Raw genomic sequence first — 14,860 nt, 5'->3', positions numbered from 1 at the left:
CATCCCCTCGTCGGTCGTCCGCCCCGTCGGCGGACCGCCTGGAGGGTATCCCGACCACCGGGCCCAGCACGGGTGGGTCCCGAGGCCCAGCGCGTGGGTCCGCAGACGAACCGGGGGGCCCGAGACCGGTGCGCGGGGCCGCCCTAGCGTCGAGGTATGGACCAGATCGACCTCAGAGCAGCGGCCGTCGGCGTCGTCGCGGGCACGCTCGGCTACGTCCTCGTCGCCGCGCTGCTCGGGACCGGCGAGGCGCGGCCGCTCCTGGTCCAGGCCGGTGCGCAGCTGGGTGTGCTGGCCGTCGTCGGTGCCCTCGTCGCACTGCTCCAGCGTCGTCGGTTCGGCACCTACACCCGCACCGCCGCCCTGCGCACCGCGCTCACCGCCGGCGGGGCGGGGCTGGTCGTCGTCCTGGTCCTGGGTGTCGCTGCCTCGGCGGCCACCGACGGGCCGGGGCTGACGCCGGCGGTGATCCTGGTGAACGCCGCCATCTGGCTCGGCGGGACCGCCGTCGGCTCCGTCCTGGTCCGACCCGGCGAGGCCCGCGCGCTCCGCACCGTCCGCGCCGCCCAGTGAGCCGGCGGCCGGTGCGGCGCGACGACAGTGGCGCGAGCACGTCCGAGCTGCTCGGCGTGGTGGCGGTCGTCGCCCTCCTCGTCGTCGGAGTGATCGGCGGCCTCTCCAGCTACCCGGACCGCCTCGCCGACGCCCTGTGCCGGATCGTCGCCGCGACCGGCGGCGGGAGCGGAGCCTCGTGCGGGTCGACGCCCGTCGCCGAGCCGACCGACGAGGACTACCTGCCGCCCGCGTGCATGTCCCACGAGGAGAGCGAGCAGTACTCGGCGACGGTCAAGGTGTGGTTCTTCGAGCTGGGCCAGGACTCGGGATTCGTCGTCCAGGAGTTCGCCGACGGGACCGTGCGCGCCACCGTGACCGACGGGGTGGGCCTCGGCGCCGGCGGCTCGCTCACGTCCAGCACGTTCGACCTGGGCAAGCTGGGCGGAGGCGACAACTCGGGGCTCGACATCGACCTCGGGGGCGGCGTGACGTTCTCCTACGGCGACACCTGGGCCTTCGACTCGCCCGAGCAGTGGGGCGAGATGAAGGACCAGCTCGACGACTACCTCATGCAGCAGGAGATGCTCAAGCACGAGGGCGGCGTGTGGGCGGCCAAGTCCATGGGGTGGAAGGACCCGCCCAAGGACCCCCAGGTGTCGTTCGCGAAGACCGAGCTGGAGCTCTCGCTCACCGCGGCGTTCGGGCTCAAGGACCCCACAGGCGCCACGGACGCGGCCGGCGACGCCGAGTTCTTCGACCCCAACCTCGGCGTGACGTTGTCCGCCACGGCGGGCGCCGCGGTCGTCATCGAGACGAACCACGAGACCGGCGAGCAGAGCTGGACGTACGAGGTGTCCGGTGAGGGTGCCGTCCGCGCCGACGTCGTCGTGGGGCACGGCGAGGCGGCCGGAAAGATCGACGGGGCGTTCACCGTGACGCGCAACAAGGACGGTGAGGTGACCGAGGTGGTGTTCCAGTCCTCCCGCGAGGGGGGTGTCTCGGGCGGCCTCGGGAACGACTCGTTCGAGCAGGCGTCGGGCGGCGGCGAGCACACCGAGTCCGACTCGCTCGTGACGACGACGCGGCTGACGGTCGACGACGCGAACCGCGACCTGGTCGACACCTGGCTCGCCGACCGCAACGACGCCGGTGTCGCGGTGTCGCTGCCGTTCGCCGCGATGGTGCCCAGCAGCCCGTCGGACGACCCGTTCCTGGACCTCCTGCACCGCAGCGCCACCACCAGCCAGATCGTGTACCGCAACGTCAAGGACTCGTGGGAGTTCGAGGCGGCCGTGAAGAAGGGCTGGCAGTTCGGGTTCGGCATCTCGGGCGAGAACGCCACCGCCGACGCCGTCGAGGCCGACTACCTCGGCGCGCCGACCAGCGACGGCACGCGGCTCTTCCTCCCGGACGAGTCGTGCGGATGACCGCGCGGCAGCGGCTGCGGCCGGTCGACCTGCTGTGGGCCTGGGCGGCGGCCCTCGTCGGCTTCCTCGTCGGCGAGTACGGCTCGGGGGTGCTGCTCGCGGCGCGCGCCGGGGCGGTGGGGACCGACGGTGTCCTCGGGCTGCTCTGGCTGCCGTGGCTCGCCGCGCCCGTGCTCGCCGGGCTGCTCGGTGCGTGGGCCCTTCCTGCCGCGCGGGTGGCCGCCCGGTGGCAGTGGCTGCTCGGGACGGTCCCGATCCCGCTCGGCGCGGCCGCGGTGACCACGACCGTGGTGGTCGCCACCGGCTCGACCGCGGCGGGGCTGCTGCTCTCGATCGTCGTGCAGGTGGTGGTGACGGCGGCCGTCGCGCTCGGGGTGGGAGCATGGCGCTCCGCCCGGCTCGCGCGCTCGCCCGGGGCGCCGCTGACGTACACGACCCCCCACCCGGAGGACCAGCTCGCATGACGTCGTACTCCCGCACCGTCGCCGCCGTCGCCGCGCTCACCCTTGCCGCCGTCCTGGCCGGCTGCTCCGCCGGGTCCGGCGCCCCGGCCGGGTGGACCCGCGTGCAGGACGGCTGGCTCCAGGTGGACGTGCCGGACGACTGGTCCGACGGGGAGCCCCTCGACGCGCCCTGGACGCTCAGCCGCCAGGACGCCGAGGGCGACGACGCGACGATGCAGCTGGCCGGGGCGCCGACGCTGGGGTACTACCGCGCCGACGAGGGGCGGGGCACCCTGCTGGCGTCCATGCAGGTGGGCGGCTACCCGGACTTCGCGGTGGTGGACCAGTCCGACCCGGTGGACACGGCGGAGCTGGAGCTGACGCGGACGGACTTCACCTACGCCGCGCAGGACGGCGGCGACACGCTCCAGGGCGTGCTGTGGGTGGGCTCCGACCCGGACTCCGGCAAGGCGGTCGCGGTGCAGCTCACGGGTGCGGAGCTGCCGGCCGACGTGGTCGACCAGGTGCAGGACAGCATCGCGGTGCTGGACACGGAGGCGACGCCCGCACCCTGACCGTGCGACGCGTCACAGCGGCCGGTCCACGGGGTCGACCGCGACGCAGCCACCACCGGGCGCCGACTACCCTGGCGTCGTGACGCAGACGCCCGACCCGGCCGCCACCACCCACCGTCCCGTGCTCGTCGTCGACTTCGGTGCGCAGTACGCGCAACTGATCGCCCGACGGGTCCGCGAGGCCAACGTGTACTCCGAGATCGTGCCCCACACGGCGTCGGTCGCGGACCTGCTGGCCAAGGACCCGGCCGCGATCATCCTGTCCGGCGGGCCGTCGTCGGTGTACGCGGTCGGCGCCCCGTTCGTGGACCCCGCCCTGTTCGAGGCCGGCGTCCCGGTCCTGGGCATCTGCTACGGCTTCCAGGCGATGGCGGCGGCGCTCGGCGGGACGGTCGCGCAGACCGGTCAGCGCGAGTACGGCGGGACGGCCGTCGAGGTCACGTCCGCGGGGACCGTGCTGTCGGGGAGCCCCGACTCGCAGACCGTCTGGATGAGCCACGGCGACGCGGTTCACGCCGCGCCCGAGGGGTTCGAGGTGCTGGCGACGTCGGCCGGCAGCCCGGTCGCCGCGTTCGAGAACCGCGCCCGGCGGCTGTACGGCGTGCAGTGGCACCCCGAGGTCAAGCACTCGCCGCTGGGCCAGAAGGCGCTCGAGAACTTCCTCTACGAGGGCGCGGGCCTGAGCCCGGACTGGAACGCCGGCAACGTCGTCGCCGAGCAGGTGGACAAGATCCGCGCGCAGGTGGGCGACGCCCGGGTGATCTGCGGGCTGTCCGGTGGCGTGGACTCCTCGGTCGCCGCGGCGCTCGTGCAGAAGGCCGTGGGCAGCCAGCTCACCTGCGTCTTCGTCGACCACGGGCTGCTGCGCTCCGGCGAGGCCGAGCAGGTGGAGAAGGACTTCGTGGCCGCCACCGGCGTGCAGCTGAAGGTGGTCGACGCGCGCGAGCGGTTCCTGCACGCGCTCGCGGGTCACACCGACCCCGAGACCAAGCGCAAGATCATCGGCCGCGAGTTCATCCGGGTGTTCGAGCAGGCCGCCCGCGAGGTGGTCGCGGAGGCAGGGGAGGGCGAGGAGGTCAAGTTCCTCGTCCAGGGCACCCTCTACCCGGACGTGGTCGAGTCCGGCGGCGGCGAGGGCGCGGCGAACATCAAGTCGCACCACAACGTGGGCGGGCTGCCGGACGACCTCCAGTTCGACCTGGTGGAGCCGCTGCGCACCCTGTTCAAGGACGAGGTCCGCGCGGTCGGCCTGGAGCTCGGGGTGCCCGAGGGCATCGTGTGGCGCCAGCCGTTCCCCGGTCCCGGCCTGGGCATCCGGATCATCGGCGAGGTCACGGCCGAGCGCCTCGACATCCTGCGCGCGGCCGACGTCATCGCGCGCGAGGAGCTGACCCGCGCCGGCCTGGACCGCGACATCTGGCAGTGCCCCGTCGTGCTGCTGGCCGACGTGCGGTCGGTGGGCGTGCAGGGGGACGGCCGGACCTACGGGCACCCCGTCGTGCTGCGGCCGGTCTCGTCGGAGGACGCCATGACCGCCGACTGGACCCGCCTGCCGTACGACGTGCTGGCCACGATCTCGACCCGGATCACCAACGAGGTGCCCGAGGTCAACCGCGTCGTGCTCGACGTGACGAGCAAGCCGCCGGGCACCATCGAGTGGGAGTGACTGGGAGTGACTGGAAATGACACCGTGACCGAGTCCACGACGACCGTCGACCCCTGGGTGCGCAAGGCCACGGGGGCGATGAAGCGCTATCGCGTGCTCGCGTGGATCACCGGCTCCATGCTGCTGCTGCTCTGCCTCGAGCTGCTGCTGAAGTACGTGTTCCACGCGGGCGGCGTCGACGCCTCCGGGCATCCCGAGCCGGTCATCGGGGCCTGGGTGGCCTACGCGCACGGGTGGATCTACGTGGTCTACCTGGTGACGGTGTTCGACCTCTGGTCGAAGATGCGCTGGCGCCTGGGCCGGCTGGCCACGATGGCGGCGGCGGGCGTGGTGCCGGTCATGTCGTTCATCCTCGAGCGCAAGGTGCACGCACAGGCGCTGGCCCGCATCGAGGCCGCCGGTGGCGCACGCGGGTGAGAAGCTCCGGATCATGGACGGTCGTCGGTTTCGCGCCGTTACGGTGAGCGCGTGCTGATCGTCCACGTCTCCGACTGCTACGCGCCACGCACCGGGGGGATCGAGTCGCAGGTGGGGGACCTCGCCGCGCGGCAGGTCGCCGCCGGCCACGAGGTGCACGTCCTGACGGCCACCCTGGGCGTGGGTGGCGAGCGCGGTGGGGTCGTTGACCTGGAGCACGGCGTGCACGTGCACCGGCTGGGCGCTCGGATGCCGTTCGACCTGCCCGTCAACCCCGTCGGCCCCCGCCTGGTCCGCGAGGCCTACGCCGCCCTGCGGCCCGACGTCGTGCACGTGCACGCCGGGGTGCTGTCGCCGTTCGCCTACGACGGCGCGCGGATCGCCCTCGACCTGGGCCTGCCGACCGCGATCACGTGGCACTGCATGCTCGACGGGGTCGTCGGCCCCCTGCGCACCGCTGTCGGACGCACCCGCTGGCAGCGGACGCCCGCCGCGCTGAGCGCGGTCAGCCACGCCGCCGCGGCACGCGTGCGGGAGGTGTTCGGCACCGAGGTGGCGGTCATGCCGAACGGGATCGACCTGGACCTGTGGGCGCCCCGGACCTTCTCCGAGGGGAGGGGACGTCCGGGCGAGCAGGGCCCGCTGCGGCTGGTCTCGACCATGCGCCTGGCTCCGCGCAAGAGGGCGGTCCCGCTGGTCGAGCTGGTCGGTCAGGCCGCCCGCCGCCTGCCGCCCGACCGGCTGCGCCTGTCGATCATCGGGTCGGGCCCGGCTCAGGGACGGGTCGCCTCCACCGTCTCGGCGCGGGGGCTCCAGCACGTGGTGGAGCTGCGCGGCCGGCTGACCCGGCCCCAGGTCCGCAGCGCGTACACCGACGCCCACGTGTTCCTCGCGCCCGCCGAGCTCGAGGCGTTCGGCATCGCCGCGCTCGAGGCGCGCACGGCGGGCCTGGCGATCGTCGCCCGGCGCGGCACGGGCATCGAGGAGTTCGTCGAGGACGGCGTCGACGGCCTGCTGGTCGCCGACGACGCCGAGATGACCGAGGCGGTCGTGCAGCTGGCACGCGACGGGCGCCTGCTCGAGGGCATGCTCACGCACAACCGCGCCGTGCGCCCCCGGTTCGGGTGGGACGACGTGCTCGGCGCCGCTGACGCGGAGTACGCGCGGGCACGCGCGGCGAAATCTCCCACTTCGTCACCCGCCCCTCACTAGAGTCGATCCCGTTGGACGGTTCTGTCAGGGGCCGCACGGCACACCTGCCCGTCCTCTGGGGGTTCAGAGAGGGAGACATGACGACGACGACGGGACAACCGAAATCGGTCCGCGTGCTCGGGCTGCTGACCATCATCTTCGGGATCATCTTCATCATCGCGGGTGGCATCACGTGGGGCGCCGTGGCCAGCAACCTGGCGGCCGAGCAGATCACGGTGTCCGAGGACGCGCAGGCATTCGGCGGCCAGCTGGTCGACACCCCGTGGGAGGCCTGGTTCCAGGCCGACATCATCAACACCCACGCGCTCGCGGCCACCGACGGCCAGACCTACGCCCAGCTGGACCAGGACGACGAGCGCCGCGGCACCGTCATGACGGCGTCGTTCCTGCGCGCCTCGCTGTTCACCTCGGTCGTGGCGTTCGGCGTCGCGCTGCTCGTGGTCGGAATCGGCGTCGTGTTCATCCTCATCGGGTGGGCGCTGCGCAAGGTCGGCACCACCACCTACGCGGACACGACCGCACCCGTCGCTCCGGACCCGGTGGCCTGACGACGACAGGGGCGACGTCCGAGATCTCGGACGTCGCCCCTGCGTGCGCGGTCAGCGTCGGGCGTTGCGTGCTCCGCTCACGATCGAGCCGACCAGCAGGGCCGTTCCGGCGACCGCGAGGAGCACGATCATCGCGAGCTGGAGGTCGATCTCGACCCCCGCCGCCCACGCGAGCAGGCCGACGCCGATCGCGGCGATGACCAGGCCCCAGACGACCGTCCCGACGCGCAGCCGGCGGCGTGGCGTGACGACCGGTGCCGGCTCCGGCTCGGACGGCAGGGCCGCTGCCACGTAGGGGTCCGGGCTGCTGGGGGGTTCGTCGGCGCGCGCGGTGCGGTCCGACGGGGCGTACAGCGCGCCGATCGGGGACGTCGCCGTGGTGGGCTCGGGCGACCCGAACGGTGCCGGCTGCGTGACCGGCAGCGGCGTCGTCTCGTCCGCTGCGCCCTCGTCGACGGGGATCACGGTCGTGTCGTCGTCGTCGTCGTCGGCGGCGGGCTCGGGGTCGGTGACCGGGAGGGCGAGCGTCTCGTCGTCGTCGCGGGGGGTCTTGTCGGTGGGCATCAGTTCTCCTCGATGATCGAGACGTCGCCGGCGCCGATCTGCACCTGCAGCGCGAGCTGCGGGCCGTCGGAGCCGATGCCGTCGGTCGTGAACGTGCTGGGGTTGAGGCCCACCCCGTCGGAGCCCTTGCTCTGGCCGTCGACCTCCCAGCGCACAGTGCCCGCGCCGGCCTCGACGTCGGCGGACACGGTCGCGTCGCTCGGCACGACGACGGTGAGGTCACCGGCCGCCAGCGAGATCGGGACCACGAGGGTCTGGGACGTGAGGGGCACGTCGGTGAGGTCGATGGTCACGTCGCCGAAGCCCATCGAGAACCCGTCGGCGGCCTCGGAGCGGTCCGTGATCACGGCGGTGCCGTCCGCGGCGAAGTCGTGCCGGGCGTCCGACGACCAGGTCCAGTCGGCGTTCTGCACCGCGCCGAGGGGCACGGCCACGAGGACGCCGACGACCGCGAGGCCGCCGAGGGCGCCGCTGGTCCTTCCGCGCAGACCCGACACGATGATGCCGAGGCCGGCCAGGACGATGCCCACGCCCAGCGCGGTGAGCGCGACGGGTCCGGTGAAGTCGCCCGTCCGCTCGGCGATCAGCAGGAGCGCGAGGGACAGCAGGCTGAGCGCGACGACCACACCGACCGTGCCGGCACCGGCACCCGGGGTGCGCGGACGCGGCGGGCGCGGTGGCCGGGGGTGATTCATCGGCCGGGGGGCGGGGGCGGGCTGAGCCGGGGCGTAGGACGTCCACGCCGGGGCAGCGGCCGGGGGAGCGCCGTACGCGGAGGTCGTCGGCGTCGCGGCGGCGGTCGGGTAGCTGGTCGCGGGGTAGGTGGCCGCGGGGTAGGTGGTTGCTGGATAGGTGGCTGCGCCGGCCGGCGGGACGTAGGGGACGTACGGCGGGGCCGGCGGGCGGGGCTTGGACGGCTGCTGGTTGGAGACGACGGCGATCAGCGTGACGATCCCGCCGACGAACGCGAGCCAGAGGATGCCCTGGACCCATCCGGGCGGGCCCCAGAAGAAGAACCAGTTGTCGCCGCGGCCGAAGCCGACGATGACGAACGCGAGGGCGCCGAGCAGCGCGATGTCGAACCGGCCGAGGATCATCTCCTCGAGGTGGATGCGTCCGTCCCGGCGCTCGGGCAGCAGGGCCCACGCGGCGCCGTACGCCACGAGACCGAGCCCGCCCAGCAGGAGGGTCGCGAAGAAGATGCCGCGGACCAGCAGCGGGTCGATGCCGAAGCGGTCGCCGATGCCACCGCTCACGCCACCGATCCAGCGGTCGTCGGCGCGGGTGATCCCGAGGCGGCGCACACCGGCGAAGAAGCTGTTCGAGGCGTGCCCGGGTGCTGCTGCGGGTGCCGGGTCCGGTGTGGCGGTGCCCGGTGCCGGCTCCGGGCCGGCGGGGGTGGTCGTGTCCATGACTCGATCCTGCTCGCCCGGACGATCCCGGGGCATCGGGTGGTCCCCTGAGCGCACCCTGAACCTGGTGCCCGAGAACCCCGAACCGACCCCGGACGCGACCCCGGAAGGCCTCGGGGCGTGTGACGATCGGACCGTGCACCCGACCACACCCGTTCTCGCGCCGACGCGCCGGCTGCCGTTGCGCCGGCCCGCGCGCGGCCGGTGGTTCGGCGGCGTCGCGCTGGGGCTCGCCGCGCACCTCGACCTGCCGGTCGCCCTCGTGCGGCTCGCGTTCGTCGTGCTCACGCCGATCGGCGGGATCGGACCCGTGCTGTACGTGTTCTGGTGGCTGGCGATCCCGGCGGGCGACCCGGCCGCCGCCGCGCAGGAGGTGCGTCCGAGCACGCTCACCCGGCTGGCCCGACGGCAGGCGGTGATCGAGCCGGGCCGGCGCATCCCGGTGACGGACATCGCGATCGGCGCCGTGCTGGTGATCGCGGCCGCCCTGCTCATCGCGGTCCGGTCCGGCGCCGACGTGGACGCGCAGTGGCTCCTGCCCGCGCTGATCGTGCTGTCAGGCCTGTGGCTGGCGTGGAGCCAGCTCGACGAGGTGCAGCGCGGTCGACTGCGGGACCGGGCCGGCGGGCGGACGCCCGTGAGCCTCCTGCGGGTCGCCGGCGGGATCCTGCTCGCGGGCGTCGGCGTGCTCCTGTTCGTCGGCCTGGCGTCGGGACAGGGCGTCGAGACGTCGACGCTCGCGCAGTCGATCGTCGCGGCGCTGGTGATGCTCGGTGGCGTCGCGCTGGTGCTCACGCCCTGGTGGTTGCGGCTGGTCCGGGAGCTCGGCGACGAGCGGGCGGCCCGCGCGCGGGAGTCGGAGCGTGCCGACATCGCGGCGCACCTGCACGACTCGGTGCTCCAGACGCTGGCCCTGATCCGGTCCCGGGCCGACGACTCGGCGGAGGTGGCCCGCATGGCGCGCGCGCAGGAGCGCGAGCTGCGCGAGTGGCTCTACGACGACCGCCCCGCGCCGGGTACGTCCGTGGCGGCGGCGCTGCGGGAGATCGTCGCCGAGGTCGAGGACTCGCGCTCGGGGCCGACCGGTGACCCGGTGGCCGTCGAGTCGGTGGTGGTCGGCGACCGCGTGCCCGACGCCGACACCGAGGCGCTGCTCCAGGCCACCCGGGAGGCGCTGGTCAACGCGGTGGTGCACGGGCGCCCGCCGGTGTCGCTCTACCTCGAGGTGGGTGCGTCCGAGGTCGAGGTGTTCGTGCGCGACCACGGCGACGGGTTCGACCTCGACGAGGTGGGCACCGACCGGTTCGGGGTGCGGGAGTCGATCATCGGGCGGGTGCGTCGGCGTGGCGGCAAGGCGACCGTCACCAGCAGCCCGGAGCGCGGGACCGAGGTGCACCTGGTCGTACCGATCCGGTCCACGGACGAGCAAGGAGCGCAGTCATGAGCGAGGCAGTCGACGTGGTGCTCGTGGACGACCACCACATGTTCCGGACGGGCGTGAAGGCGTCGCTCGACGCCGGCGTGCGGGTGATCGGCGAGGCGGACACGGTCGACGAGGCGATCCGCCTGGTGCGCGAGCTGAAGCCCCCCGTGGTCCTGCTCGACGTGCACCTGCCCGGCGGGGACGGCGGTGGCGGCGCCGAGGTGATCAAGGCGTGCACCGACCTGCTGGGCCAGACCCGGTTCCTGGCCCTGTCGGTGTCCGACGCCTCCGAGGACGTGGTGGCGGTCATCCGCGCCGGCGCCCGCGGCTACGTGACGAAGGCGATCGACGGCACCGACCTGTCGGACGCGGTCCGCCGGGTGGCCGGCGGGGACGCGGTCTTCTCGCCCCGGCTGGCGGGGTTCGTGCTCGACGCGTTCGGCGCCGCCGCGGGGGACGTGGCGATCGGCGACGACGAGCTGGACCGGTTGTCCGCCCGCGAGCGCGAGGTCATGCGGCTGATCGCCCGCGGGTACTCCTACCGCGAGGTGGCGTCCGAGCTGTTCATCTCGATCAAGACCGTGGAGACCCATGTCTCCGCCGTGCTGCGCAAGCTCCAGCTGTCCAGCCGCCACGAGCTCACGCGGTGGGCGGCGGCCCGGCGGCTGCTGTGATGCTCCGCGTCGGCGCCTACGCGGTCGTCGTCGACTCGGGACGGGTGCTCCTGCCGCACTGGCGCGGGGACGGCCGGTGGATGCTGCCCGGCGGTGGGATCGACCCCGGCGAGGATCCGGCCGACGCCGCGGTGCGGGAGGTGCTCGAGGAGACCGGCTTCGACGTCGAGCTCGACGGCCTGCTCGGCATCGACTCGTTCGTGGTGCCGGCGGCGGACCGGATCAACGCCTCCGACGGCCCGATGCACTGGTTGCGGATCGTGTACCGAGCGCACGTCGTCGGTGGCGCGCTGCGCGACGAGGCGGACGGCTCCACCGACACGGCGGCGTGGTTCGACCTCGCCGAGGTGCCGGGGCTGCGCCGGGTGGAGCTGGTCGACGTCGCCCTGCGGCTGGCCGGGCACTAGAGGGAGCCGTACAGCGCCTGGAGGTAGGCGTCCGAGCGGGCCGAGCCGAGGATCCCCGGGGACATCCGGTTCATCACGTAGGCGAACGTGAGCCCGCGGTCGACGTCGTTGACGACGAGCGAGCCGCCCCAGCCGCCCCAGAACGCCACGCGGCCCTCCGGGATGTACGGGGTGCTCGCCGGGTGCGGGACCGCGTAGCCGAGACCGAACCGCAGGGGCACGCCGAGTACGAGGTCGACGTTGTCGGTGTGCTGCGCGAACACCAGGTCGACGGTCTCGGGGGAGAGCAGCCCGCCCCCGCCGTTCGTGAGCACCGACTGGACCGTCGCCACCGAGCGTGCGTTGCCGTGGCCCCCGGCGCCCCCGATCCCGGCCGCCTTCCACTCCCGGGTCCAGGTGATCGAGGCGTCGAGCACCGGCCCGGTGAGCGTGCGGCGGGCGGGGGAGTCGGGGGGCAGCAGTGCCAGGTCGATCTGCGACGGCGGCGGCGGGACGACGTGGCTGACGCGCGCATCCTGGCCTTCCGGCAGGCCGAGCCAGAAGTCGGCGCCGAGCGGCTCGGTGATCTCGGCGCGGAAGAACTCGCCGAGCGATCGGCCGGTCACGCGCAGGACGAGCTCGCCGACCAGGTGCCCGTAGTCGAGCAGGTGGTACCCGGACAGGGTGCCCGGCGGCCACCAGGGAGCCTGCGCGGCGAGCCGGGCGGTCGCGGCGGGGACGTCGAGGATGTCCTCGGCCGTGACCGGCTGGTCCCAGCCCGAGACGCCCGAGGTGTGGTTGAGCACGTGCCGGACGAGCACGCCCTCCTTGCCGGCGGCCTTGAACTCGGGCCAGTAGGCGCCGACGGGCTCGTCGGGGTCGAGCAGCCCCCGGTCGAGGAGGACGAGCGCCGCCAGGGACGTCATGGTCTTGGAGATCGACCAGACGTTCGTGAGGGTGTCCGCCGTCCAGGGAACCGTCCGCTCCGGATCGGACCAGCCACCCCAGAGGTCGGCCACCAGTGTCCCGCGCTCGACGACGGCGACGCTCGCGCCGAGCTCCGCGCCGGAGTCGAGGTGCTGCTGGAACGCTGCCCGCAACGCGGAGAACCGCTGGTCGGCGAAGCCCTGGACCGGTGTGCTCGTCATCGAGCCCTCCTGCGTCGGTGGATCGTGTGTACTGTGGCCTGCAACATACCGCGCGGTCGGTATGCCGACAACGCCGTCGACCCGGAGGTGCACGTGCAGATCGTGGGCGCGGTGCTGGAACGGTCGGGCGCCCCTGCCCCGTTCGCGGCGTCGCGGCCGTTCACGGTGAGCGTCCTCGAGCTGGACGGTCCGGGACCCGGCGAGGTGCTCGTCCGGATCGAGGCGGCCGGGGTATGCCATTCCGATCTCTCCGTCGTCGACGGGAACCGCGTCCGGCCGACCCCGATGCTGCTGGGCCACGAGGCCGCGGGGATCGTCGAGCGCCTCGGCGCCCGCGTCGACGACCTGGCCGTCGGCGACCGCGTCGTCATGACCTTCCTGCCCCGGTGCGGACAGTGCCCCGAGTGCGCGACCGACGGCCGGCTGCCGTGCCGGGTGGGCAGTGCCGCGAACGGCCGCGGCTCGCTGGTCGGTGACGGGATGCGGCTGCACCGCGACGGACGGCCGGTCCACCACCACCTGGGCGTCTCGGCGTTCGCCAGCCACGCCGTGGTCAGCCGCACGTCTGTCGTGCGGGTCGACCCCGACGTGCCGCCCGAGGTCGCCGCGCTGCTGGGCTGCGCCGTGCTCACCGGCGGGGGAGCGGTGGTCAACGCGGGCCGGCCGCGGGAGGGTGACACCGTGATGGTCGTGGGGCTCGGGGGCGTGGGCATGGCCGCGCTGCTGGTCGCCGTCGCGCTCGGGTTCGAGGTGATCGGGGTGGACGCGCTCGCGGACAAGCTCGACGCGGCGCGCGCCAACGGAGCGGCGGCGACGTACTCCCCGGAGGATCTCCCCGTCCGTGCGCCGGTCGTCATCGAGGCCGCCGGCAACGCCCGCGCGTTCGAGACGGCGTTCGCCGCGACCGCACCCGGCGGGACCACGGTGACGGTCGGCCTGCCCGCCCCCGACGCCCGCGCGTCCGTCAGTCCGCTCACCCTCACCGCCGAGGCCCGGACCGTCGTCGGCAGCTACCTCGGCTCCGCGGTCCCCTCCCGCGACATCCCGCTCTACGTCGACCTGTGGCGCTCCGGGCGGCTCCCGCTCGAGCGGCTGGTCTCCTCCCGGATCACCCTGCACGACCTCGACGTCGCCATGGACCGCCTCGCGGCCGGTGGCGAGCTCCGCCAGCTCATCGTTCTCGACGAAAGGACTACCTCGTGACTCGCACCGCCCTCGTGACCGGAGCCGCCCGCGGCATCGGCGCCGCGACCGCCCTGCGCCTGGCCGCCGACGGCTACCAGGTTGCCGTCCTCGACCTGCGCGAGGAGGACTGCGCGGCGACCGTGGACGCGATCCGTGCCGCGGGGGGGACCGCGACCGGCCTCGGTGCCGACGTGGGCAGCACCGACGACGCCGTCGCCGCGGTCTCGCGCGTGGTCGAGGAGCTCGGCGCGCCGACGGTGCTGGTCAACAACGCCGGGATCCTGCGCGACAACCTCCTGTTCAAGATGACCGAGACCGACTGGGACTCGGTGATCTCGGTGCACCTGCGCGGCGCGTTCCTCATGAGCCGCGAGGTGCAGAAGCACCAGGTCGCGGCCGGCTGGGGGCGGATCGTCAACCTGTCGAGCACGTCGGCGCTGGGCAACCGCGGGCAGGCGAACTACGCGACCGCCAAGGCGGGGATCCAGGGGCTGACCAAGACGCTCGCCATCGAGCTGGGCCGGTACGGGATCACCACCAACGCGGTGGCTCCGGGGTTCATCGGCACCGACATGATCCGGCAGACTGCCGAGCGCATGCACGTCACGTACGAGCAGTTCGTCGAGGCCGCGGCCAAGGAGATCCCGGTCGGGCGCATCGGGGTGCCCGAGGACATCGCCAACGCCGTGTCGTTCTTCTGCTCCGAGGCCGCGAGCTTCGTCAACGGGCAGGTCCTGTACGTGGCGGGCGGGCCGAAGGCATGATCGCGGTCGACGCCCCCGCGGGGCTGGTGGACGCCGTCGGGCAGAGCGCGACCGCCGACCGCTGGTTCACCGTCGACCAGGCGCGGATCGACGCGTTCGCGGACACCACGGACGACCACCAGTGGATCCACGTCGACCCGGTCAGGGCTGCCGCCGGCCCGTTCGGCGCCACCGTCGCGCACGGGTACCTCACGCTCTCCCTGATCCCCGCGCTCACCGACGGGCTGGTGGAGGTCGGCGGCACCGGGCTGGTGGTGAACTACGGGCTCGACCGGGTGCGGTTCCTCCAGCCGGTGACCGCCGGCTCGCGCATCCGGGCGACCTCCACCGTGACGTCCGCCGAGCCGACCCAGCAGGGCGTCCGCGCGACCTTCACGGTCACCGTCGAGATCGAGGGAGCCGCCAAGCCGGCCCTGATCGCGGAGACGGTCGTCCTCTACTTCGCCGCCGCCTGACCGCAG

General features: G+C 73.7%; 17 protein-coding genes. 14 read left to right on the top strand and 3 right to left on the bottom strand.

Annotated features, from left to right (window positions below):
• Positions 1-156 precede the first annotated feature (156 nt).
• The 8 genes from ACO06A_RS03180 (at position 157) to ACO06A_RS03145 (ending at position 6,843) form a co-directional block, all read left to right on the top strand.
• Positions 157-573 carry a hypothetical protein gene (locus ACO06A_RS03180; RefSeq protein WP_421734641.1) on the top strand — a complete coding sequence of 139 codons (417 nt, stop codon included), beginning with the start codon at positions 157-159 and terminating at the stop codon, positions 571-573.
• Positions 570-1,982 carry a hypothetical protein gene (locus tag ACO06A_RS03175; protein ID WP_421734640.1) on the top strand — a complete coding sequence of 471 codons (1,413 nt, stop codon included), beginning with the start codon at positions 570-572 and terminating at the stop codon, positions 1,980-1,982. The genes ACO06A_RS03180 and ACO06A_RS03175 overlap by 4 nt, the downstream gene beginning before the upstream one ends.
• A complete protein-coding gene (locus tag ACO06A_RS03170) occupies positions 1,979-2,446 on the top strand; it encodes a hypothetical protein (RefSeq protein WP_421734639.1) in 468 nt (155 codons plus the stop codon). Before ACO06A_RS03175 ends, ACO06A_RS03170 begins: the two co-directional genes overlap by 4 nt.
• On the top strand, positions 2,443-3,000 hold the full coding sequence (locus ACO06A_RS03165; RefSeq protein ID WP_421734638.1) for a hypothetical protein: 558 nt from the start codon (positions 2,443-2,445) through the stop codon (positions 2,998-3,000). Before ACO06A_RS03170 ends, ACO06A_RS03165 begins: the two co-directional genes overlap by 4 nt.
• Before the next feature lie 79 nt (positions 3,001-3,079).
• Positions 3,080-4,666, top strand: coding sequence for a glutamine-hydrolyzing GMP synthase (gene guaA, locus ACO06A_RS03160; protein ID WP_421734637.1), 1,587 nt, complete (start codon positions 3,080-3,082; stop codon positions 4,664-4,666).
• A gap of 24 nt (positions 4,667-4,690) precedes the next feature.
• The gene (locus ACO06A_RS03155) at positions 4,691-5,083 is read left to right on the top strand and encodes a DUF3817 domain-containing protein (RefSeq protein WP_421734636.1); all 393 of its coding nucleotides are present in this window, start codon (positions 4,691-4,693) and stop codon (positions 5,081-5,083) included.
• Positions 5,084-5,134: 51 nt separating this feature from the next.
• Entirely contained in the window at positions 5,135-6,295 is a 1,161-nt protein-coding gene (locus ACO06A_RS03150) for a glycosyltransferase family 4 protein (RefSeq protein ID WP_421734635.1), read from the top strand.
• Positions 6,296-6,372: 77 nt separating this feature from the next.
• On the top strand, positions 6,373-6,843 hold the full coding sequence (locus ACO06A_RS03145) for an aromatic ring-opening dioxygenase LigA (protein WP_421734634.1): 471 nt from the start codon (positions 6,373-6,375) through the stop codon (positions 6,841-6,843).
• 51 nt (positions 6,844-6,894) lie between these two features.
• On the opposite strand, the gene ACO06A_RS03140 is transcribed toward ACO06A_RS03145, so the two are convergent.
• Together ACO06A_RS03140 and ACO06A_RS03135 are read right to left on the bottom strand one after the other, a co-directional pair.
• Entirely contained in the window at positions 6,895-7,407 is a 513-nt protein-coding gene (locus ACO06A_RS03140; protein ID WP_421734633.1) for a hypothetical protein, read from the bottom strand.
• Positions 7,407-8,819: a PspC domain-containing protein gene (locus ACO06A_RS03135; RefSeq protein WP_421734632.1), complete on the bottom strand. Its 1,413-nt coding sequence runs from the start codon at positions 8,817-8,819 to the stop codon at positions 7,407-7,409. Before ACO06A_RS03135 ends, ACO06A_RS03140 begins: the two co-directional genes overlap by 1 nt.
• Positions 8,820-8,955: 136 nt before the next feature.
• On the opposite strand from ACO06A_RS03135, the gene ACO06A_RS03130 reads away from it, so the two are divergent.
• The 3 genes from ACO06A_RS03130 to ACO06A_RS03120 are packed head-to-tail and all read left to right on the top strand — an operon-like array spanning position 8,956 to position 11,323.
• Entirely contained in the window at positions 8,956-10,263 is a 1,308-nt protein-coding gene (locus tag ACO06A_RS03130; RefSeq protein ID WP_421734631.1) for a PspC domain-containing protein, read from the top strand.
• Positions 10,260-10,916 carry a LuxR C-terminal-related transcriptional regulator gene (locus ACO06A_RS03125; protein ID WP_175348094.1) on the top strand — a complete coding sequence of 219 codons (657 nt, stop codon included), beginning with the start codon at positions 10,260-10,262 and terminating at the stop codon, positions 10,914-10,916. The genes ACO06A_RS03130 and ACO06A_RS03125 overlap by 4 nt, the downstream gene beginning before the upstream one ends.
• Positions 10,916-11,323: an NUDIX hydrolase gene (locus ACO06A_RS03120; protein ID WP_421734630.1), complete on the top strand. Its 408-nt coding sequence runs from the start codon at positions 10,916-10,918 to the stop codon at positions 11,321-11,323. The genes ACO06A_RS03125 and ACO06A_RS03120 overlap by 1 nt, the downstream gene beginning before the upstream one ends.
• On the opposite strand, the gene ACO06A_RS03115 is transcribed toward ACO06A_RS03120, so the two are convergent.
• A complete protein-coding gene (locus ACO06A_RS03115; protein ID WP_421734629.1) occupies positions 11,320-12,450 on the bottom strand; it encodes a serine hydrolase domain-containing protein in 1,131 nt (376 codons plus the stop codon). The genes ACO06A_RS03120 and ACO06A_RS03115 overlap by 4 nt on opposite strands.
• A gap of 93 nt (positions 12,451-12,543) precedes the next feature.
• Here ACO06A_RS03115 and ACO06A_RS03110 point away from each other — a divergent pair, with 93 nt between their 5' ends.
• Genes ACO06A_RS03110 through ACO06A_RS03100 form a run of 3 tightly spaced genes read left to right on the top strand, consistent with a single transcriptional unit; the run spans position 12,544 to position 14,854 of the window.
• On the top strand, positions 12,544-13,653 hold the full coding sequence (locus tag ACO06A_RS03110; protein ID WP_421736005.1) for an alcohol dehydrogenase catalytic domain-containing protein: 1,110 nt from the start codon (positions 12,544-12,546) through the stop codon (positions 13,651-13,653).
• The gene (gene fabG, locus ACO06A_RS03105; RefSeq protein ID WP_421734628.1) at positions 13,650-14,399 is read left to right on the top strand and encodes a 3-oxoacyl-ACP reductase FabG; all 750 of its coding nucleotides are present in this window, start codon (positions 13,650-13,652) and stop codon (positions 14,397-14,399) included. Before ACO06A_RS03110 ends, fabG begins: the two co-directional genes overlap by 4 nt.
• The gene (locus ACO06A_RS03100; protein WP_421734627.1) at positions 14,396-14,854 is read left to right on the top strand and encodes a MaoC family dehydratase; all 459 of its coding nucleotides are present in this window, start codon (positions 14,396-14,398) and stop codon (positions 14,852-14,854) included. Before fabG ends, ACO06A_RS03100 begins: the two co-directional genes overlap by 4 nt.
• Positions 14,855-14,860: the final 6 nt, after the last annotated feature.

The organism is Cellulomonas sp. (genome assembly GCF_965229465.1).
In the GTDB taxonomy this organism is placed as follows: Bacteria; Actinomycetota; Actinomycetes; order Actinomycetales; family Cellulomonadaceae; genus Cellulomonas.
Note: the sequence above shows the minus strand (reverse complement) of the source record. Positions and strands in the feature narration are given on the sequence as shown.